Origin of the sequence: Rubellimicrobium arenae (genome assembly GCF_017916275.1) — a bacterium.
GTDB classification, from domain to species: domain Bacteria; phylum Pseudomonadota; class Alphaproteobacteria; order Rhodobacterales; family Rhodobacteraceae; genus Rubellimicrobium; species Rubellimicrobium arenae.
Genome location: NZ_JAFMST010000024.1, coordinates 1 through 19,380, shown reverse-complemented (window position 1 = coordinate 19,380; position 19,380 = coordinate 1). Strand labels below are relative to the sequence as shown.

The 19,380-nt window shown below is 69.4% G+C and carries 17 protein-coding genes and 1 pseudogene; 11 read left to right on the top strand and 7 right to left on the bottom strand.

Translation table 11 applies throughout. The features are described 5' to 3' along the window. Window positions 1-339: 339 nt before the first annotated feature. A complete protein-coding gene (locus J3P31_RS21040) occupies window positions 340-960 on the top strand; it encodes a YdeI/OmpD-associated family protein (protein WP_210530497.1) in 621 nt (206 codons plus the stop codon). 110 nt (window positions 961-1,070) lie between these two features. Here the strand turns inward: J3P31_RS21040 and J3P31_RS21035 are convergent, their stop codons facing one another. Further along, window positions 1,071-3,356, bottom strand: a complete 2,286-nt coding sequence (locus tag J3P31_RS21035; RefSeq protein ID WP_210530496.1) for a CehA/McbA family metallohydrolase — start codon at window positions 3,354-3,356, stop codon at window positions 1,071-1,073. 334 nt (window positions 3,357-3,690) lie between these two features. Between J3P31_RS21035 and J3P31_RS21030 the strand changes: the two genes are divergently transcribed. The 9 genes from J3P31_RS21030 (at window position 3,691) to pip (ending at window position 12,888) form a co-directional block, all read left to right on the top strand. Then, window positions 3,691-6,594: a molybdopterin oxidoreductase family protein gene (locus J3P31_RS21030; RefSeq protein WP_210530495.1), complete on the top strand. Its 2,904-nt coding sequence runs from the start codon at window positions 3,691-3,693 to the stop codon at window positions 6,592-6,594. Next, on the top strand, window positions 6,591-7,097 hold the full coding sequence (locus J3P31_RS21025; protein WP_210530494.1) for an HPP family protein: 507 nt from the start codon (window positions 6,591-6,593) through the stop codon (window positions 7,095-7,097). Before J3P31_RS21030 ends, J3P31_RS21025 begins: the two co-directional genes overlap by 4 nt. Window positions 7,098-7,539: 442 nt before the next feature. Beyond that, entirely contained in the window at window positions 7,540-8,604 is a 1,065-nt protein-coding gene (locus J3P31_RS21020; RefSeq protein ID WP_210530493.1) for a LysR family transcriptional regulator, read from the top strand. Window positions 8,605-8,731: 127 nt separating this feature from the next. Continuing rightward, the gene (pqqA, locus tag J3P31_RS21015) at window positions 8,732-8,812 is read left to right on the top strand and encodes a pyrroloquinoline quinone precursor peptide PqqA (RefSeq protein WP_210530500.1); all 81 of its coding nucleotides are present in this window, start codon (window positions 8,732-8,734) and stop codon (window positions 8,810-8,812) included. Between the two features lie 31 nt (window positions 8,813-8,843). After that, entirely contained in the window at window positions 8,844-9,746 is a 903-nt protein-coding gene (gene pqqB, locus J3P31_RS21010) for a pyrroloquinoline quinone biosynthesis protein PqqB (protein ID WP_210530492.1), read from the top strand. Further along, window positions 9,743-10,507: a pyrroloquinoline-quinone synthase PqqC gene (gene pqqC / locus J3P31_RS21005; RefSeq protein ID WP_246849735.1), complete on the top strand. Its 765-nt coding sequence runs from the start codon at window positions 9,743-9,745 to the stop codon at window positions 10,505-10,507. Before pqqB ends, pqqC begins: the two co-directional genes overlap by 4 nt. Continuing rightward, window positions 10,507-10,806, top strand: a complete 300-nt coding sequence (gene pqqD, locus J3P31_RS21000) for a pyrroloquinoline quinone biosynthesis peptide chaperone PqqD (protein WP_210530491.1) — start codon at window positions 10,507-10,509, stop codon at window positions 10,804-10,806. The genes pqqC and pqqD overlap by 1 nt, the downstream gene beginning before the upstream one ends. Further along, a complete protein-coding gene (pqqE, locus tag J3P31_RS20995) occupies window positions 10,799-11,968 on the top strand; it encodes a pyrroloquinoline quinone biosynthesis protein PqqE (protein WP_210530490.1) in 1,170 nt (389 codons plus the stop codon). Before pqqD ends, pqqE begins: the two co-directional genes overlap by 8 nt. Further along, window positions 11,968-12,888 (top strand): prolyl aminopeptidase, encoded by a 921-nt coding sequence (gene pip / locus J3P31_RS20990; protein WP_210530489.1) that lies wholly within the window; start codon window positions 11,968-11,970, stop codon window positions 12,886-12,888. Before pqqE ends, pip begins: the two co-directional genes overlap by 1 nt. On the opposite strand, the gene J3P31_RS20985 is transcribed toward pip, so the two are convergent. From J3P31_RS20985 to J3P31_RS21700, 3 genes are all read right to left on the bottom strand, one after another. Next, window positions 12,834-15,677: an insulinase family protein gene (locus J3P31_RS20985; RefSeq protein ID WP_210530488.1), complete on the bottom strand. Its 2,844-nt coding sequence runs from the start codon at window positions 15,675-15,677 to the stop codon at window positions 12,834-12,836. The two genes, pip and J3P31_RS20985, sit on opposite strands and share 55 nt — an antisense overlap. Before the next feature lie 111 nt (window positions 15,678-15,788). Next, a complete protein-coding gene (locus tag J3P31_RS21705) occupies window positions 15,789-16,181 on the bottom strand; it encodes an IS66 family transposase (protein ID WP_256439189.1) in 393 nt (130 codons plus the stop codon). Then, window positions 16,168-16,653, bottom strand: coding sequence for an IS66 family transposase (locus tag J3P31_RS21700; RefSeq protein ID WP_210530487.1), 486 nt, complete (start codon window positions 16,651-16,653; stop codon window positions 16,168-16,170). Before J3P31_RS21700 ends, J3P31_RS21705 begins: the two co-directional genes overlap by 14 nt. On the opposite strand from J3P31_RS21700, the gene J3P31_RS20970 reads away from it, so the two are divergent. Next, complete coding sequence (locus J3P31_RS20970; RefSeq protein ID WP_246849736.1) at window positions 16,573-17,526, top strand: IS110 family RNA-guided transposase; 954 nt, start codon at window positions 16,573-16,575, stop codon at window positions 17,524-17,526. The two genes, J3P31_RS21700 and J3P31_RS20970, sit on opposite strands and share 81 nt — an antisense overlap. 255 nt (window positions 17,527-17,781) lie before the next feature. Here the strand turns inward: J3P31_RS20970 and J3P31_RS20965 are convergent, their stop codons facing one another. From J3P31_RS20965 to J3P31_RS21530, 3 genes and pseudogenes are all read right to left on the bottom strand, one after another. Next, window positions 17,782-18,369 carry an IS66 family transposase zinc-finger binding domain-containing protein gene (locus tag J3P31_RS20965; RefSeq protein WP_210530486.1) on the bottom strand — a complete coding sequence of 196 codons (588 nt, stop codon included), beginning with the start codon at window positions 18,367-18,369 and terminating at the stop codon, window positions 17,782-17,784. 138 nt (window positions 18,370-18,507) lie between these two features. Continuing rightward, window positions 18,508-18,717, bottom strand: coding sequence for a hypothetical protein (locus J3P31_RS20960; RefSeq protein ID WP_210530485.1), 210 nt, complete (start codon window positions 18,715-18,717; stop codon window positions 18,508-18,510). A gap of 85 nt (window positions 18,718-18,802) precedes the next feature. After that, window positions 18,803-19,204 (bottom strand): annotated as a pseudogene (locus J3P31_RS21530) (IS110 family transposase); the annotation flags it as partial. Between the last annotated feature and the right edge of the window lie 176 nt (window positions 19,205-19,380).

Here is a 19,380-nt window from a genome sequence, read left to right as displayed (position 1 = left end):
CCACCGCACCTGGCGCGCCGCCCTGGCCCAGGTCCTCCACACCCCCTGACCCAATCAGGAGATGAGAAAAGCCAGAAGGGGCACGAGGAGGCAGCAAGGCCGGCTGCCGCAGGAGGCGGCCTTTCGGCCGGCCTTGCCCCGGGAGGCCGGGCCGAAGCCATGGCGCGCGGCCCAGGCCGCGTCCTTGGCCTATGGCGACGCTGGCGGACACGACGCGACCGAGCCTCGCCACCGCTGGTCCCAGGCAGCGAGGACGAGGATTCTGCGCTTCTCTGAGTCGCTTCGGATGTGCGACGGTCGTCGGGATCGGCCGTTTCCGTCTCTTGCCTTGGGGTCCCCATGATCACCGACGTCGAGGACTATTTCGCCAAGGGCTGCGGCCGCTGCGACCGGTTTGCCACCCCGGCCTGTTCGGCCCGGGCCTGGGCGCAGGGGTTGGGCGACCTTCGCCGCCTATGCCGGGACACGGGACTGGTCGAGACCGTGAAATGGGGGCACCCCTGCTACATGCACGCAGGGCGCAACATCGCGATCATCGGCGCGTTCCGTGACGGCTTCCGCCTCAGCTTCTTCGATGCGGCCCTGCTGAAGGACCCCGAAGGCGTCCTGGAACGGCAGGGGCCGAACACCCGGCATCCCGACATGATCCGCTTCGACCGGACCCGTTCGGTCGCGGACCGGGAAACCGTCGTCAGGACCTACCTGCGCGAAGCGATGGGTTATGCGGAAAAGGGCATCAAGCCCCTCAGGGAAGAGGCCGCCCTTGAACTGCCCGACGAGTTGATCGCGGCGCTGGACGGCGATCCTGGCCTCGCAGAGGCCTTTCACGCGCTGACGCCCGGGCGACAACGGAGTTACGCGATCGCTTTGGGTTCGGCGAAGACGGCCGCGACGAGCATTGCCAGGATCGCCAAGCTGCGGAGCCGGATCCTTGCCGGCAAGGGCGCGCTCGAACGGTAAGCCAACCCTGCGGGAACCGGCGGGGCTGGGCCGCCGGAACCTGGCTTTGCCGGACCTGCGGGCTGCACAAAGGGCGGGGCCGGCCGAACGACCGGACCCGGCCCCCAGCCTCATTCCTGCGGCAGGACGTCCGCCTCGGCCAGCGGCTTGACCCAGATCGGGTTCGAGAACGCCATCTTGCCCTGGGCGTCCTCGACGGTCAGGGCCACCCAGTCCACGCCTTCCGCCGGTCCCGCCTCGGTCCCGGACGTGACGGTGAACTCGGCTGTGGCACGGGTCGGCGCCCCCTCGAACGCGCGGCTTTCGATCTCGCCGCCCGGCCCCACGAGCGTCGCGCGCGCGAGGCCGTTCACGGCCGTCAGGTCGAAGGAAACGGGAGTTCCCTGCCCGGGCTGGGTCCGGAGGTCAGACCCGAACAGCACGGACGGCGCGATCAGCGGTCCACGGGTCACATAGGCGTGCCCGTCCTTGAGGTTCGCGACGAACCCCTCGGCGGTCAGTCCGCCGGGAACGTGCACATAGGCGCGCGCCGAGCCGCTTTCGCTGGTCCAGACATCGTGGACGTCCGATCCGGCCGAAAGGAAAATGCGCTGTCCCCGGGTCCAGAGCTGGCCCGCCCGTTCGAAGACGCGCAGATCATCCTCCGGCCCATTCATCTCCAGAAGGTCGATATCGGGCGCGAAGCCGCCCGGGACCGTGCCCGCCTCCAGGCTGGCCAGGTAGCCATAGGGGATGAACGGATGATTGGACTGGATCGCATCCGCCCCGAGGCGGCGGGCCTCGGCGAAGATCTCGGCGGCGGTGGCGGTCGAGGTGTCGACGCGAAGCGGCTCACCCAGCGTCAGCGGGTAGGCGTTGAAATGCCCCCAGGAGGGCGAGAGCTCGATGGACGGGATGAAGGGGACGCCGCGCGCTTCGGCGATCCGCGCCAGTTCCGCATGGTTCACCGTCGAGTCGTGGTCGCTCACGAAGATCAGGTCGAGCCCGGCCGCGAGCTCGCTCCGCGCCAGGAACTCGGGCGGCGTGGTGCCCTCAAGCTGGTCGGCATGGTGGTGCATGTCCGAGGCGTACCAGTCATCCTGGCGGGGCTGCGCCAGGAGCTCCAGCGTCACCGGGACGTCCACGCGTTCGCCGGCGGGAACCGTGACCGAGACCTCCTGCCCCGCTCCGAGGAAGCCCGCGCCATGGCCCACCGTGAAGACGTACTCTCCCGGCGCCAGGGCCGCCTCGGCCTGGCCGGGCTGGTCGAGCCCGGTGAAGAACGTCCGCCGTCCCAGGAACTCCACAAGGGGCGCCTGCCCTTGCGTGATGCCGATCCGCGCATCGAGCGGCTCGCCGTCGGAGCCGGTGACGGAGAACGACGCCGTCCCGGGCGGCTGAAGCGTGTCGACGTCGAGCGTGCTGGTGCCGTTCGCCGAGACGGTCACCTGCCGGGCCGGCGACTGCGAGTAACCCTCGGCCGTCGCGTAGACCGTATAGTCCCCTTCCGGCAACGCGATGTCGTAGCTGCCCGTGGGCGTCATCGTCCAGGCGAAGGGCGCCCCCGCCTTCTCCACCACGAGCACGGCGTCCTCGATCGGGCCCTGGCTCGAGCCGATGGCCCCGGCTATGCGCCCCGATGCGGTCCCTGCCCGCTCGATCTCGGCGGCCACCACCGGCGCGAGGTCGCCCGAGGGCCCGACCTGGAGCCATCCCTCGAAGCTGCGGCTTTCGCCCGGCGCGAGGGAGTGCAGGAGATAGAGGTCCTTCGAATCGTACTCGACCCGGTCGAAGTAAGGGGCATGGAGGGCGATGAACCAGTCCGCGTCATAGGCGACCACCCGGTCCGAAAGCGCCTTCTCGGCGGGGCCCGAACCCACGCCCTGCAGGCCTGGAACAGGGAACAGGTAGCCGCTGTCGGGCCAGAGCGTGAAGCCCGACATCTGGTCCGCCAGATCGGTGGCTCCGTTGTTGGTCATGGTGGTGACGAGGTGGATCCGGTCCGAGCCGTCATCGAGCGTGTAGGTCGTGGCGATGTCGGCATCGCCAAAGTCGCGCGTGACCCGGATCGCCACCCGCTCGGGGGTCTCGGCCAGCACCTCGACCTCCTGGCGGGTGTTGGGCCAGGCGGACCAGTTGTTCGGGATGAAGTCGGCAAAGGCGATGCGGTCGAGGTCCGGCGTCCCGTCCCGAACGGGAGCGAGGTCCACGATCACCCCGCGCGGCACCCCCCAGGGGGCCTGGGACTCCACGGCGAGCGTGAACGCCAGGCGGTCGTTCCGGACCGTGATGTCGCCGGGCGAGACCGCCTCGCCGTCCGGGATGGGCGTGGCCCCCCTGGACAGGGTGACCTCGGCCAGCGCGGGCGCCCCCACGATCATCGCGACGGAAAGAAGAAGTCCAGAACGACGCGTCATGCCAGTGTCCCCCTTGTTGGCGTGGAAGCTTGGATCAGCACCGAACGAGAGAGCGCCTGTCCTTGACGGATCAAGGGCCGAACGCCCCAGCCTGACGCGCCCCTTCGGGCCGTTGGAAAGGCAGGTCCGGACAGGTGCTCGATCCGGCGCGCCTGTCCGCTCCGCCATCAGCGGCATCCAGAGCTGGAACATTCCGTCGCGGCAGCCGTTCAACCCACCGCTGACGGGTCGGGCCTGCGCAGGACCGTGTGGGCTGCCCCGCCCGCCGCGGCGCTCCAAGCGTCGTCCAGCCGCCTGGAGACATGCCGACGACCGTTTCAAGGAAGGCTTCCGCATGACTGCCACCCGGGACAGCATCGCCGACATCTGGGGGCCCCGCACCCCGCACGGGCCCGAGGCCGACTGGCCCGTGCGGGTCGACGAGCAGGTCGAGGACAACCCCGAACGCTGGGTGCAGGCGGCCTGCGTGCTGTGCTCCAACGGCTGCGGGGTGGATATCGGGGTCCGGGACAACCGCATCGTCGGCGTGCGCGGGCGCGGGGTGGACGTCGTGAACAAGGGCCGGTTGGGCCCCAAGGGCCTGAACGGCTGGCAGGCCAACATGAGCGCCGATCGGCTGACGCATCCGCTGATCCGACGCCACGGCCGCCTGGAGCGCGCGACCTGGGACGAGGCGATGAACCTGATCGTGGAGAAGACCTGCGACCTGCGCGACCGCTACACCTCGGGCGCGATCGGGTTCTACACCTCGGGGCAGCTGTTCCTGGAGGAATACTACACGCTGGGCGTGATCGGGAAGGCGGGGCTCGGCACGCCGCACATGGACGGGAACACCCGGCTCTGCACGGCGACGGCAGCGGCGGCGCTGAAGGAGACCTTCGGTTCCGACGGGCAGCCGGGAGCCTACGAGGACATCGACGTGACCGACTGCATCCTGCATGTCGGGCACAACATCGCCTCGACCGACACCGTGCTGTGGATGCGGGTGCTGGACCGGCTGGAGGGGCCGAACCCGCCCCGGCTGATCGTGGTGGACCCGCGCCGCACCCCCACCGCCGAGAAGGCCGACCTGCATCTGGCCCCCAAGGTCGGGACCAACATGGCGTTGCTGAACGGGCTCCAGCACCTCCTGATCGCGGGAGGCCATGTCGACCGTGCCTTCGTGGACGCGCATACGCTGGGCTTCGAGGAGCTGGAGCGGATCACCCGCGCCTATCCGCCCGAGCGGGTGGAGGAGATCACCGGAATCCCCGCCGCCGACCTGCGGCGCGCGGCCGAGATCATCGGCACATCCCGCGGGCTCGTGTCGACCGTGCTGCAGGGGGTCTACCAGTCGAACCAGGCCACGGCCTCGGCCTGCCAGGTGAACAACGTCAACCTCCTCCTCGGGCGGATCGGGCGGCCGGGCTGCGGCATCCTGCAGATGAACGGCCAGCCCACGGCGCAGAACACGCGCGAGACCGGGGCGGACGGCGACCTGCCGGGCTTTCGCAACTGGGGCAACAAGGAGCACGTGCGGGAGCTGGCCGAGATCTGGAACGTGGAGATGGACACGATCCCGCACTGGTCGCCGCCCACCCATGCGCTGGAGCTGTTCCACCTGTGCGAGACGGGCTCGGTCCGGATGCTGTGGGTGCAGGCGACCAACCCGGCGGTGTCGATGCCCGACCTGGGCCGCATCCGCCGCATCCTGGAAAAGCGCGACCTGTTCGTGGTGGTGCAGGACGCCTTCATGACTGAAACGGCGCAGCTGGCCGAGGTGGTGCTGCCCGCGGCGATCTGGGGCGAGAAGACCGGCTGTTCGACGAACGTGAGCCGGGTCGTGCACCTGAACCACAAGGCCATCGACCCGCCAGGCGAGGCGCGGTCCGACCTCGACATCTTCCTCGACTTCGCGCGGCGCATGGATTTCAGGGACAAGGACGGCGCCCCGCTCATCAAGTGGTCGGACGCCGAGGGGGCCTTCGAGGCCTGGAAGGAATGCACGCGCGGGCGGCCCTGCGACTACACCGGCCTGAGCTATGCCAAGCTGACGGGCGGCTCGGGCATCCCCTGGCCCTGCAACGACGCCTATCCGGACGGGACGGTGCGGATGTACACCGACCTGCATTTCGCCACCGATCCCGATTACTGCGAGTCCTTCGGGCAGGACCTCGACACCGGCGCGCCACAGGGAGAGCAGAAGTTCCGCGCGCTGGCCCCGAACGGGCGGGCGCTGCTTCGCTCCACCGACTACATCCCCACGACCGAGCAGGCGGACGAGGCCTATCCCTTCCTGCTGACCACCGGGCGGCTCGTGTTCCATTTCCACACGCGCACCAAGACGGGGCGGGCGCGGGCGCTGCGCGAGGCGGCGCCCGACGGTTTCGTGCAGGTGTCGGAGGAGGACGCGGCGCGGCTGGGAATCGGCGACGGCGACTGGATCCGGGTCACCTCGCGCCGCGGGTCGGCCGAGGCCCCGGCGCGGGTGGGCGACATCGAGCCCGGGCACCTATTCATTCCGTTCCACTTCGGGTACTGGGACAATCCCGGTCGGGCGCGGGCCGCCAACGAGATGACGCTGTTCGACTGGGACCCGATCTCCAAGCAGCCGCACTTCAAGCATTCCGCCGTGCGGCTGGAGAAGATCGACGCCCCCACGACGCGGCAGCCCGAGCCGGTGGACCTGCACCCCGAGGCCGCGCCCGCGCCCGGGCGTCTGGCCGCCACGGTCGAGACGGTGACACAAGGGCTGAGCGACGCCGCCGGGGCGGTCGCGGGCGCGGTGTCGCCGCCGCGCGCGCATCTGCCCGACTACATCGGCCTTCTGCTGGAAAGCGAGGACCTGCTGGCCCGCGCCTTCGAGCAGACGGGCGAGACGCACGCCAAGACGCCGGACATGCCCAGCGAATGCGCCATGATGGCGGACTGGTCGCGGCAGGCCGTCGAGGCGCTGCGCCCCTTTGTCGCCAAGTACGGCGAGCGGCGGGAGGGCGAGCCCGAGCGGCTGGAGAAGGCGCTGCTGGTGCGGCGAAGCTCGGCGGCGTTCGATCTCCTGCGCGACCTGCAGGACCTGTTCCTGTTGGCCAGCGAGAGCCTGATCTCGGCGGCGATCCTGGATCAGGCGGCGACGGCGCTGCGGGACGAGGAATTGCAGGCGACGGTGGCGGGCATCCGCGACCACAACGACCGCCAGCGCGAGTGGCTGTTCGCCCGCTGCCGCCAGGCTGCGCCGCAGACGCTGGTCGTGCCGTCGTGATACGACATCCGGCGGTCGCGCCAACCTATGCGGCGCTCCTCTCGGCAGCGGTGATGGGAATCATCGGCCTCCTGGGCCACTGGGCCGGTCAGGCCTGGCTTTTCCCGAGCCTTGGGCCGACGATCTTTCTTCAGGCGGTCACGCCCGACCAGCCCTCGGCGCGGCTTTGGAACACGTTGGCAGGACACGCCATCGGCGTCGCGGCGGGCTTCGGGGCCTTGTACCTCCTGCACGCGCAGTCCGACCCTCCGGCGCTGAGTTCGGGCGTCCTCACGATCGGACGGGTGGCGGCCACGGCATTGGCCATCGGGGCCACCGTTGCGCTGCAACTCACCATATCCGCCCAGCACCCTCCGGCCGCCGCCACCACTCTCCTGATCACGCTCGGCGGCCTGAAGCCGGATTGGGCGACGGTCGGGTCGATCATCATCGGGGTGGCGCTGGTGGCGGCGCTAGGTGAAGGCGCACGGCAGCTCCATCCCGGCCGCCAGGAGGATTCCTGATCAGCTACCGCTACATGGGTGGACGCGGCAAGGCGCGGCTCCGACCCCTTCCTGAAGCCTCGTCCGCGCGGTCCAGCCGCGGACGCCCATGCCAGGCCGAGGCCGAGCTTGACGTTCTGCAGGCGCTGGGTCGGCGGGATCGGACCACGGCAGAGGTCACTGAACCCGCGTCCAGCTCGGCAGGCCGCGTGGCGGGTCAGCCGCGCTGAGGAAAATCTGTTCGGGGGAAACGCCTTGGCTGCGCTTTGCCATGGACCGGACCCGCATCCGATCCAGCCCGCACAGGGGCCTGCCCCACCGTACGACCTTTGCAGGTCCGAACTGCGCGGATGCCGACATGTTCGCCAAAGGTCGAATATACGACCCACCTCCCACTCCTACGATCCAAAGAAGCTAGGTGTGTCCAAGCACCACTTGCTCCCGACCATGAAGGAGAGAGACGATGCGGCTTGCCAAGACCTCGGTGGCGGCAGAGGCGACCGCCGCCGAAACTCCGCCCTCCCTGCGTCTCGAGCCCCGCATCGCCGGGGAGATCACGATCCGGCGCCTGCAGGTCTTCTGGGCCATCGCCCACACGACCTCCCTGACCAAAGCCGCCAAACTGCTGGGCCTGTCCCAGCCGTCGCTGTCCCAGCAGCTCGCGAGCCTCGAGGCGGTGATCGGGGGGCGGCTCTTCGACCGCACCCCGACCGCGATGGCGCTGACCGAGTTGGGCACGTCGATCCTTGGACGGGCCGAGGCGGTCCTGCGGAGCCTGCAGGAGTTCGAGGACTGCCTGCCGCAGGCCGGACGGCCAGCGGCCCGGACGATCCGGATCGCGGGCGTGTCGTCGGCCCTGCGCTGCGTCCTGCCCGGGGTGCTGCGCGCCCTGCGCGCGGAGCAGCCGCAGATCGACTTCGACCTGATCGAAGCCGCCCCGGCCGAGATCCTCGACCTCCTCTACGCCCGCCGCGCGAGCCTGGGCCTTCTGCCGGCGAACGCGGTCGCCGAGGCGGCCAGCGGCTTCCGCCAGGAGTTGGTGGCCGAGGACCCCTACGTGCTGGCTGTGCCGGCGGGACTGGACCTTTCGGACGTGCAGGACCCGATGCGGGACCTGACGGCCGCCGACCGCGACATGCTCCATGGCACGATCCAGTTCGCGTTCGGGACCCAGCACTCCCAGCGCCTCCAGGACTGGTACGACCAGATCCTCCCTGGCAACCGCCTCGCGGCCCAGGCGCGGAGCTTTGAGTTGGTCATCGAGATGGTGCGGAGCGGTCTCGGTGTCGGCGTGGTGCCCGCGCTCAGCGCCATGACCGGAGCCACGCCGCTGGACGGCGTCCGTCTCCATCGCACCGGGATCGAGCCACGCCGGATCGTGGCGATGTTTCCAGCCCACAGCCGCACGCAGGAGCCCTATGCGGGCCTGCTTGCTGCCCTGCGGGAGGCCGGGTCACGCCTCCGGCTTCCGCCCCTGGCCGATGCCCCGCCATTCCTCGCGCAGCGGGAAGCCCGGATGGCCCGATAGGCCGAGCTTATGACGCCCATAGATTGCGCCCTGTCAGATGCGCCACCTAGCCTGAAGGGGCAGGAACGTCGCCTGCGCCACCACGCGGCTCCACCGAACGGGGCCCGTAGCTAGGGAAGAGCATCACATGGCCTGGAAGACCCCCACCGTCGTCGAAGTGCCCGTCGGCATGGAAATCAACATGTACGCCTGCGCAAAGACGAAGTGACCTACGTCCTGCCGCGGCGAGGGAGGATGTGATGCCCAAGATCATCGTCCTGGGCGTCGCGGCAGGCGGCGGCGTGCCGCAGTGGAACTGCAACTGCGGCATCTGCCGGGCCGCCCGGCACGACCCTGGACTGCAGAGCGGGCAGGCCTCGCTGGCGGTCAGCGCGGACGGGCGGCACTGGTTCCTCGTGAACGCCTCGCCCGACCTGCGCGCCCAGGTGACCGCCACGCCTGCGCTGCATCCCGACCCCGCGCATCTGCGCCACACGCCCATCGCCGGAGTGGTCCTGACCAACGCCGAGGTCGACGCCGTGGCGGGGCTCCTGTCGATGCGCGAAGGCTCGTCCTTCGGCATCTGGGGGCCGCCCAAGGTGCTCGGGACGCTGGCCGCCAACCCGATCTTCGGCGTGCTGCCCCCCGACCGCGTGCCGCGACGCGCCCTTTCGCCCGGCGAGGCAGTGGACCTTCCCCTACCCGACGGAACGCCCTCGGGCCTCACCGTCGAGGCCTTCGACGTGCCCGGCAAGGTGGCGTGGTATCTCGAAGGCGCCGCGCCCGAGGGGGGCGACACGGTCGGCCTCACCTTCCGCGCCAGGGGCCGGACCGCCCATGTCGTGACGGCCTGCGCCCGCGTCACGCCCGACCTGGCCGAGCGGCTGCGGGGCGCCGACACCGTGTTCTTCGACGGCACGCTCTGGACCGACGACGAGATGATCCGCGCGGGCCTGGGCGCCAAGACCGGCCAGCGCATGGGGCACATCTCGATCTCGGGGGCGGACGGCTCGATCGCCGCCCTGGAGCCGCTCGGCATCCGCCAGAAGATCTTCATCCACGTCAACAACTCGAACCCGGTGCTGCGGCCGGATTCGCCCGAACGCATGGCGGCCGAGGCCGCCGGCTGGATCGTCCCCCAGGCAGGGAGCACCTTCTCATGACCCATCAATCGCCCATCCTGGCCGAACCGGACGAGCCGCTCGACAGCGCCGACGCGATGGAACGGCGGCTGCGCTGGATCGGGGCCACGCGTTACCATTCGCTGCACCCGTTCCATAAGCTCCTGCACGGGGGCAAGCTCGGCAAGGGGCAGGTGCAGGCCTGGGCGCTGAACCGCTACTATTACCAGAGCTCCATTCCCATCAAGGACGCGGTGGTGCTGTCGCGCTTCCGCGACCGCCAGCTCCGGCTCGAATGGCGGCACCGGATCGAGGATCACGACGGCTTCTTCGACACCGAAGGCGGGATCGAGCGCTGGCTCAAGCTGACCGACGGCCTGGGCCTCGACCGCACCTACGTCGAGTCCACCCGGGGCATCCTCGCCGCCACGCGCTTCGCCGTCGACGCCTATGTCCATTTCGTCCGCGACCGCACGCCGCTGGAGGCCATCGCCTCCTCGTTGACCGAGCTTTTCGCGCCGTCGCTGCACGAGGAGCGGATCGCCGGGATGCTCAGGCACTACGACTTCATCAATCCGTCAGTGATGACCTACTTCCAGCGGCGGCTCGATCAGGCGCCCCGCGACGCCGACTTCGCGCTCCGCTACGTGCGCGAGAACGCCCGAACCCCCGAGGAGCGGCAGGCCGTCTGCGATGCGCTGACCTTCAAGACCGACTGCCTCTGGGTCCAGCAGGACGCGCTCCACCACGCCTATGTGCTGGGCCACGTGCCGCCGGGCGCGTTCCGGCCGGAGGCGTCCTGATGCGACCGGAGATCGCCCCCGAGAGCGTGCCCCGCCTGCCCCGCCACGTGAAGCTGCGCCACGACAAGGCCCGCGACCGCTGGCTGATCCTGGTGCCCGAGCGGGTGCTCGTGCCCGACGACACCGCCGTGGCCGTCCTGTCCCGCGTCGACGGCGCCCGCAGCGTCCGCGACATCGCCACCGACCTGGCCCAGACCTACCACGCCGCCGTCGACGTGATCCTCGCCGACAGCATCGCGCTGCTTCAGGATCTCGCCGACAAGGGCTTCCTCGCCGTCACGGAGCCGCGCCATGCCTGAGGACCACGCCGCCGACATCCAGCTCGTGTCCCGGGCGGGCGAGGATACGGGTCGCAGCCATGGCCTGCCCCTCGCCGTTCTGGCCGAGATCACGCATCGCTGCCCGCTCCAGTGCCCCTACTGCTCGAACCCTTTGGCGATGGAGCCGGGCTCGAACGAGCTGCCCACCGCCGACTGGCTGCGGGTCATCGACGAGCTGGCCGAGTTGGGCGTGCTCCAGATCCACTTCTCGGGCGGGGAGCCCACGGCCCGGCGCGACCTGGGCCAGATGATCGCCCGGGCGACCGAGGCCGGCCTTTACTCCAACCTCATCACCTCTGCCGTGGGGCTCACGCGCGACAAGCTGGCGGCGCTGGTCGAGGCTGGCCTTTGTCACGTCCAGATCAGCGTCCAAGGCGCCGAGCCCGCGCTGGCCGACCGAGTCGGCGGCTACCGGGGCGGCCATGCCAGGAAGCTGGAGGCCGCGCGCTGGACGCGCGACCTGGACCTCCCGTTGACCGTCAACGCGGTGATGCACCGCCAGAACCTGCACCAGCTTCCCGCGATCATCGACATGGCGGTCGGGATGGGCGCCTCGCGGCTGGAGGTCGCCAACGTCCAGTACTACGGCTGGGCGCTGAAGAACCGCCATGCCCTGATGCCCACCCCCGCGCAGGTCGAGGACTGCACCGCGACGGTCGAGGCCGCCCGCGACCGTCTCAGGGGCGTGCTGGAAATCGACTACGTCATCCCCGACTACTACGCCAAGCGGCCCAAGCAGTGCATGGGGGGCTGGGGACGGCAGTTCTTCAACATCTCGCCCTCCGGCAAGGTCCTGCCCTGCCACGCCGCCGAGACGATCACCGGCCTTGAGTTTGACTCCGTCCGCGACCGCCCGCTGGCCTGGATCTGGGAGCATTCGAAGGCGCTCAACATCTATCGCGGCACGGACTGGATGCCCGAGCCCTGCCGGAGCTGCGAATGGAAGGAGGCCGACTTCGGCGGATGTCGCTGCCAGGCCTTCGCCCTGACCGGATCGGCGGGCAGCACCGACCCGGCCTGCGCCAAGTCACCCCTGCACGACCACATCTTCGCCCTCGCCGAAACCGAGGCCGGCGAGGAGCGCAACCGGTTCATCTATCGCAACCTCTCGGGCGGGACCGAGGAGGCCGGACCCGCGTGATGGACGGCGGGGACGAGGGGTTCCATCTCGAGGTGGGCGACGGGCACCGGATCTGGGTCCAGCCCTGGGGCCACCCGGCGGGCGCACCGGTCCTGTTCCTGCATGGCGGACCGGGCAGCGGCTGCAACCCCGGGCAGCGCACGCTATTCGATCCCTCGCGCCACCGCGTGATCTTCGTGGATCAGCGCGGCGCGGGCCGGAGTCTGCCGTCCCGCGCGCGCCACGCCAACACCACCCAGCACCTCCTGATGGACCTCGAACGTGTCCGCGAGCACCTGGGGCTGGAACGCTGGCTCCTCGTGGGCGGCTCCTGGGGGGCGACGCTGGCCCTGGCCTATGCCCAGGCGCACAGGGACCGCATCACGGGCCTCGTTCTACGGGCGACCTTTCTTGGCACCCGGGCGGAGATCGACTGGGCCTTTGGCGCGGGCCTTCAGGCATTCCACCCTGCGCTTCGCGACGCCCTTCTCGACCTCGTGCCCCCCGAGGATCGCCACGATCCCCTCCCGGCCCTCTGGCGACGGATCCTCGACCCGGATCCGGGCGTTCACGCGCCCGCTGCCCGGGGATGGTTCCATATCGAGCGTGCCCTGTCCGAGCTCGTTCCCCCGCGAACCTCCTTGCCACAGGCCCAGGACGGCCCTCTTCCGGCCACGCCATTCATGGAGGCGCACTACTTCCTCCATAACTGCTTCCTGTCCGAGGGTGATCTCCTCGCCGGCGCCTCCAGGCTACACGGCTTGCCTGGGGTGATCGTGCAGGGACGCTACGACCTGCTCTGCCCTCCGGCGACCGCCTACCGCCTGGCCGCCCGCTGGCCCGACGCGCGCCTGGTGATGGTCGAAGCGGCCGGCCATTCCCTGGGTCACCCCGAGATCGCCGCCGCGGTCCGCGAGGGCGTGGCCTCACTGACCTCGTGATCCTCGGCAAATTGGAAGACGCCCGGCCGCTGGTACAAGGCCGCCCGCAAGGCGGCGTCCGGTCCCAGCACCGCGACCGGCCCCTCGGGAATGGCCGCATCAAGGGCATGGGACAGATCGACCAGATCTTCGGACGTGGCCGACAGGACCGCCTCGAGTTCCGCCTGGCGGAGGTCGTCGGTCAGGCCGACCAGATGCCGCTGCAGCAGATCGAGGGCCTGGCTGTCCGGCGGAAGCGGTCGGTCCAAGGCCCCGACCGCTCCGATCATGGCCCGATCAAGAAGATCCGGGTTCACCACCCGACGCAGCCATGCGCCGCTTTGCGCATAAGCGTCGAGGGTCCGCAGGATGTGCGGGTCCCGGAACGACAGGAAGCTCGCCATGCCAGTCTGGCTGTCGAACATGACCGTCGTGCCATAGGCGCCCCCAGCCACGCGGACCGTATCCCACAACCAGCCCGTTGAAATCGCCCCAAGCCCGATCCGCGCCGCGCCGATCCTGTGAAAGCCCACCTTGGGCAGGTCCGCGGCCGAGCCGACCGCCTGCACGGGCAGAGGGATGGCATGGGCCTCTCGGGAGCAGGAGGGCCCCGTGCTCTCTTGGGGACGGGGCGCACGGGGGTCATCCGGTCGGGCCACGGCCGCGATCAGCATCCGGCCCGGCTTCGGATCGTCCAAGCCCGACAGGCCCAGCGTCAGGCGCGAGGCGGCAAGCAGGCGGGATCGAAGGCTCCGAAGCTCATCGAGGACCCGGTCCGGCGACGTCGCCATCCTGGCTTTGAGGCGTTTCAGGAACCCAAGCTGGCCAAGACCATCCAGCCGATCGGCCATGGCCCCCGCAAGGCCGTTGCTCGCGCGGAGGCGGAGGTTCACCACCTGATGCCCCGCGGACAGGAGACGGCCCTCCTGACGCGAGATCTCCTCCGAGAGGATCGCCGCCACCCGGAGAGGCTCTGGCGCGAACTCGGCCCCGATCATCTCGGCCATGCGGCAGATCAGTTCGTCCTTCCGCTCGGCGAGTCCTTTGCCGCGCAGCACCAGGCCGGCGGCCGACCGCCGTGGGCCGGCCCGGCTCCAGACCTCCGCGTGGATCAGGTCGGTCGGGGCGTTGCCTCGGCCTTCGACCATCAAGCGTCCCAACACCGGCGCATAACCGAGCCCGTCGGGTGAAAGGCCGCCCAGATCCATGGTCAGGTCGGCCCGCACGAGGCCGACCTCCCCCAGGTCCATCAGCAGGACCGGCCCCCGGGCCTGGGTCGGCACACGGGTGATGTCATGGGGAAGTTCGGCCCGGGACAGGACAGGCAGGCCGTGAGGTGTGGCTCCAGTGGGCCCAGCTTGTTTGCGCCGTGCCGCCGTCCTGCGGGCGAGCGCCTTGCGCTCGGTCATCGACAGTTGTCGCCCAAGCGCCGCGAGACGCTCCGCCTCGGTGTCGGGCTCGGCTGGGCCCGGCTCGAGTGAGAGCGTCACGCGGTGCGGGTTGTCCACCAGATCCGTCCGGATCAGTTCCCGCAGGGCATCCTGTCCGCCGGTCACACGGGCTCTAAGCCGCGTCAGAGCCGGCCCATGATTCAGGCAGTCGATCGGATCGGCCCCATGCCGCCATGCTCCGAGGATCCGGTCGAGGACGACCAGCCCACGCGGCCGAGGGCCGGAGACATTCTCGCGCAGACGCAACTCGAGCAGGTCCAGCGCCTGTTCCAGGCAGCCAGCCTCGAAACCCTGCCGAGCGAACAGGTCCAGTTGGGACAGGATAGCCTCCTTGACCCGTCCGACCTGCCCGGGGTCGATCGCCTCGAACCCCATGGTGATCACAGGCTGCCGCAAAGCTTGCAAGCTGGGCGTCCCGGCCAGGATCCGTCCCTGCCCCAAGGTGCGCAGGATTTCCGGCAGGGGGCTGTCCGGCCGTCCGGACAGGAGAAGCGTCATCAGCTCACGACCGAGGGGGCCCAACGAACCTACATCGGCTGGCAAGACCCAGCTCATCGCCATGAGGCCAAGTCCGCCCGGAGCAAGCTGGCCGAGCCGGAGCCGCACGGACCGCGGGACCTTGAACGCCGATGGAGCGTCCACCCGTGGCGTCGGCTCTCCACGGTCGAACGTATCGAGATGCCGGGCGATCTGATCGAGCCGGGTCTGGATGTCATGGGCGCCCCACAGAAAGATCAGGGCATTGGAGGGGTGGTAGTGACGCCGGTGGAAGGCCAGCAGATCGGAGTGGGTCAGGTCCGGGATTGCTCCTGGTGCGCCTCCGTAGGCCTTGGCATAAACCGTTCCGGGGAGGAGGGCCGCCCTCGTCTCCTCCAGGAGACGATTTCCAGGGATGGCGAAGTGGCCCCTCATCTCGGCGTGCACGACGCCGCCAGACCGAGGCTGCCCAAGGGGCTCGTCCAGAGACAGGTGCCAGGCCTCCTCCTCGAAGGCCGATTTTCGAAGCAAAGGCCGCAGGACGGCGTCCAGCATGACGTCGATCAGGTTGCCCATGTCGGCCTTGCTTTGACTCGCAAGGTGATAGCTGGTCCGGTCAGGGCCCGTCGTCGCGTTGAGATAGGTCAGGAGTGAGCCTTGAAGCAGGCCGGCGAAAGGCCGGGGCATAGGATAGGTGCGCGACCCACGGAAAACGAGGTGCTCCAGAATGTGGGCTGCCCCCGTGTCATCCACGGGCAGGGTGGGAAAGGTGATCGCGAACAGCATGTTCGGATCCTCGTTCGCCACGACGACCACATCCGCCCCAGTCCTACGATGCGTGAAGCGCCATGCCATCCCGCCCAGCTCAGGCAAGGGCCGCATCGACGTCACCAAGAACGAGCCATGTGCTGCCAATCGGGACTCGTGCCTATCGGAAGATTCAAGGTGCCAACGTCATGGCATCCTGCCTAGCCCAACGACGATCGGCCACAATTATCTGTTTGGAAAATTGGAGATGAACGTCGGCCAACTGCCGATCCAAGAATGGACTCTGGTCACAGCGCCCCCGTCCCGAGGCGGCGCGCCTCGCGGCGCTTGGGCGACAAGCCAGGTCTCGAGGGCTTCGAAGACCGGCTTGGCTTTGGCCTGCCGGATCTCGGCCCGGCGTTCCGGTGGCGAGCCGCGGGCCTCGACCTCGACGGCGTAGAGCTGGGCGATCCGCCCGATGGCCTCCTCGGCGATGGCCGACCCTTGGGCCTGATGCATGTCGACGAACCTGCGCCGGACATGGGCCATGCAGGCCACCTCGTGGACGCTGCCGGCGCGGTAGAGATCCTCGAAGCCGGCGTACCCATCCGCATGCATCCAGCCCTCAAAGCCGGTCAGGTGATCCTTCGGGTGCCGGCCCTTGCGATCTCCGGAGAAGCGATATCGAGCCAGGGTCCGCCACGGGCCCGAGGACCATGGCGAGGGCCGCCGAGGGCGTGTTGGTGCCCCAGGGACGCTCGTCGCGGCCATAGGTCCAGAGCCGGGGCGTCTGGGTCTTGCCGGTGCCGGGCGCGAGCATGCTCACGGGCGTGTCGTCGGTGAAGATCGCCTCGCCGGACCGCACATGCCGCCCGATGGCATCGGCCAGGGGCTCGAGGAGCGCGGTGGACTTGCCCACCCAGTCCGCCGAGGTGGAGCGGTCGAGATCGAGGCCGTCGCGCTCGAAGATCTGGCTCTGCCTGGAGAGATGCGCTGATCGGGCTACGCGCCAGGGACGGCTCTCGCGACAATGGGCGCCGTCATCAGCATGCAGGGAGTTCGTTCCATGGAGTTCTTTGTGGGTCTCGACGTGTCGTTGGATGAGACGCATCTCTGCATCATCGACGAAGGCGGCCGCATCGTGAAGGAAGGGCGATGCGCCAGCGAGCCTGGGGTGATCGCGAGGGCGATCCGGCATCAGGGGCGCAGAAGCCAGCATGTGGGCTTGGAGACCGGCAACCTTTCCCAGTGGCTCTTCAATGTGCTGACGAAGGAGGGCTTCGCCGTCTCGGTGATGAAGGCGCGCCATGTGCGCGCCGCGTTTGCCGCGATGCGGGTGAAGACGGATCGCAACGACGCCCGCGGGATCGCGCAGCTCGTCCGCCTGGGCTGGTTCAAGTGCGTGCATGTCAAGTCGCTCGATGCCCAGGAGACGCGGGCCCTGCTGACGGCGCGCGCGTTCCTGGTCGAGAAGATCACCGCGACGGAGCACTCGCTACGCGCCGCCTTGCGCAACTTCGGCCTGAAGATGGGCCCCGTGGCCCGGCCCCACTGGGCGGTCCGGGCGCGGGAATTGGTGGTGGGCCACGGCGTTCTCGAGCAGATCGTCGAAGCCATGCTGCGCGTGCGCGCACTCCTGCTCGATGAGATGGGCAGCGTCGACGGGCGTCTTGTCGCCTTGGCCAAGTCGGACCCGGTGACGCGCCTGCTGATAACTGCGCCCGGCGTAGGCGTCGTGGTCGCCCTGAGCTTCCGAAGCGCGGTCGATGATCCCAACCGGTTCCGGCGAACGCGCGACGTCGGTGCATGGCTGGGGTTGACCCCTCGCCGATGGCAGTCGGGCAACACCGACCTCGTCGGGCGGATCACGGAAGCCGGCGACGATCGGGGGCGCACCATGCTGCTGGCCATGTGGAAGTCCGCCACCGCCTTCTGGGCGACGCCGCAGGATTCGGCCTACGCCAGGAACTTCGCCCGGGCATGAGACGACAACAGACCTTACCGCGCGTCCCGCCTAGCTGGAGGGCCGCTGCCGATCCGATCCGCAGCCGCATGGAGGCGGTCGGTGTCCCGAGCAGGGACGAAGGACGGGATGAGGCCGCATCTGCCCATGTCGCCATGAGCACGAGGTACAGATTAAAAGCCTCCCGCCCCACCATAGTCCGCATCTTGTGGCGGCGTGCCGACCACGGACAGAAGCAAGGACCTGCTCGACGGATGCTTGACCCAACCCGCTCGATCACAGAAGCGGAAGGTGGTCGGCATACTTGCTGACAAGCACATGGGCGAGAAGGCCAGGACCCGGACAGCCTCGCTCGATGGGTCGCAATGGCAGCGGCGCCTGGGCGAATCGCTCGCAGCCCGAGTAGGCCAGCCTCGGGCGCACGATGCGGTTTACGCTGAACCGGCCGGGGACGTATTCGAGCTCCTTCGTCACGTCCTCACCAAGGCGCCGCAACGCTCCACCACAGCCGGCGCAGCAGTCGCTCGCCGCCGTGAGCTCGACCTTCTGGCGCGGGATGTGGTCGGGGATCGGACGGCGTTTGGGCAGGTCCGTCTCTTCCACATCCGGAAGCCGCAGCTTCGCCGCCATCGCGGCCGAGGCGATCTCGCTGGTCTCGAGCGCCAGTTGCAACTGCTCGGCGGTCTCTGACGAGGCGCCGAACCGGTGAACGCGGTGGCCGGCGTGCTGATGGCGCAGCTTCTCGATCAGGATCGCCTGGGCTTTGACCTCGGCCAGGAGCCGCGCCGCAGAGGCCCGCAGGTTCTCAGGGTCGTGCGGCAGCGCGTGAGCGCTCGCCATTGTCCTCGGACCAATGGCGGACAACGGCTCGCTCCAGCATGGCGCAACGCTATCCGGCCGGCTTTAGTGAAGGAATTCCGTTCACTCCGCTCTCACCGTCTATCCGGCCGTCAGAGGCTGCCAGCTCCGCTGCGGCACCTGCCAGTCTATGCCCTCGTGCGATCATCCATGTTGGTGCCCCTCCTGGGCAGGCAGATGTGCCCTCAGGTCGACCTGCTCGACGGTCCGTTCGCGGAGGGCGTGCAGGCTGGCGATCACCTCGGGGGTGTCGTCGAAGAGGTAGGCGCCGCTGGGCTGTGGGTCGAGGAGGATGCGGCCGGCGCGGATCTGCACGTGGAGCCACTTCGCCGGGATCGCCATCCGCTCGGCCATGGCCGTGACGCCGAGCCGGCCGGGCGCATGGCACCAGCGTGTCCGCGGCGTCCTCGTCCTCAGCCCAGCCGCGAGGCGGAGGCCCTGAACGATGACGGACCAGCAGGTTGCGGCTGCTGTAGGCCATCGCCGCCGCTTGGCTCGGTTCCGTCTTCACCGCCACAAACCGCATCGTGGCCCGCGACGCCGCCTCGGCAACGGCCTCCGCATCGGCCATGTCATTCTTCTGTCGCTTCACATACGGTTTGACATAAGCCGGCGGGATCCGCCTCACGGCATGCCCCAGCGACGCGACGGCCCGTGCCCAGTGATGCGCACTCGCGCAGGCCTCCATCGCCACCGTGCCGCGCGGCCACTCCGCAAAGAGCCTCAGCACCTGGGGCCGGGTCAGCTTTCGCCGGAACACGACCGACCCGTCCGCCGCGGCCCCGTGCGCCTGGAACCCAGACTTCGCCAGATCCAGGCCCATGATGCCAAGCTCTCCCACGGACGCCCTCCTCGCTAGCGGAGCTTCAACACCCGCTACCTTGGCACACAGATGCCGTTGGGAGGCGTCCACCCCATGGCTTACGGCGCCGGGGCGGGCGGCCGGTGGGCTCTGGCTGGCCCTGGAAGGCCAAAGAGCCCCCCTGTGCAGGGAGGCTCTTTGGGGGGTCGTTCTTG

Coding starts and splice junctions, on each gene's coding strand:
- pqqE (WP_210530490.1), top strand. CDS start 10,799: ATGCCTGAGGACCACGCCGCCGACATCCAGCTCGTGTCCCGGGCGGGC.
- pqqA (WP_210530500.1), top strand. CDS start 8,732: ATGGCCTGGAAGACCCCCACCGTCGTCGAAGTGCCCGTCGGCATGGAA.
- J3P31_RS21035 (WP_210530496.1), bottom strand. CDS start 3,356: ATGACGCGTCGTTCTGGACTTCTTCTTTCCGTCGCGATGATCGTGGGG.
- pqqD (WP_210530491.1), top strand. CDS start 10,507: ATGCGACCGGAGATCGCCCCCGAGAGCGTGCCCCGCCTGCCCCGCCAC.
- pip (WP_210530489.1), top strand. CDS start 11,968: ATGGACGGCGGGGACGAGGGGTTCCATCTCGAGGTGGGCGACGGGCAC.
- J3P31_RS21700 (WP_210530487.1), bottom strand. CDS start 16,653: ATGCGTCTCATCCAACGACACGTCGAGACCCACAAAGAACTCCATGGA.
- J3P31_RS21040 (WP_210530497.1), top strand. CDS start 340: ATGATCACCGACGTCGAGGACTATTTCGCCAAGGGCTGCGGCCGCTGC.
- J3P31_RS21030 (WP_210530495.1), top strand. CDS start 3,691: ATGACTGCCACCCGGGACAGCATCGCCGACATCTGGGGGCCCCGCACC.
- J3P31_RS21020 (WP_210530493.1), top strand. CDS start 7,540: ATGCGGCTTGCCAAGACCTCGGTGGCGGCAGAGGCGACCGCCGCCGAA.
- pqqB (WP_210530492.1), top strand. CDS start 8,844: ATGCCCAAGATCATCGTCCTGGGCGTCGCGGCAGGCGGCGGCGTGCCG.
- pqqC (WP_246849735.1), top strand. CDS start 9,743: ATGACCCATCAATCGCCCATCCTGGCCGAACCGGACGAGCCGCTCGAC.
- J3P31_RS20970 (WP_246849736.1), top strand. CDS start 16,573: ATGGGCGCCGTCATCAGCATGCAGGGAGTTCGTTCCATGGAGTTCTTT.
- J3P31_RS20985 (WP_210530488.1), bottom strand. CDS start 15,677: ATGCGGCCCTTGCCTGAGCTGGGCGGGATGGCATGGCGCTTCACGCAT.
- J3P31_RS20960 (WP_210530485.1), bottom strand. CDS start 18,717: ATGGCCGAGCGGATGGCGATCCCGGCGAAGTGGCTCCACGTGCAGATC.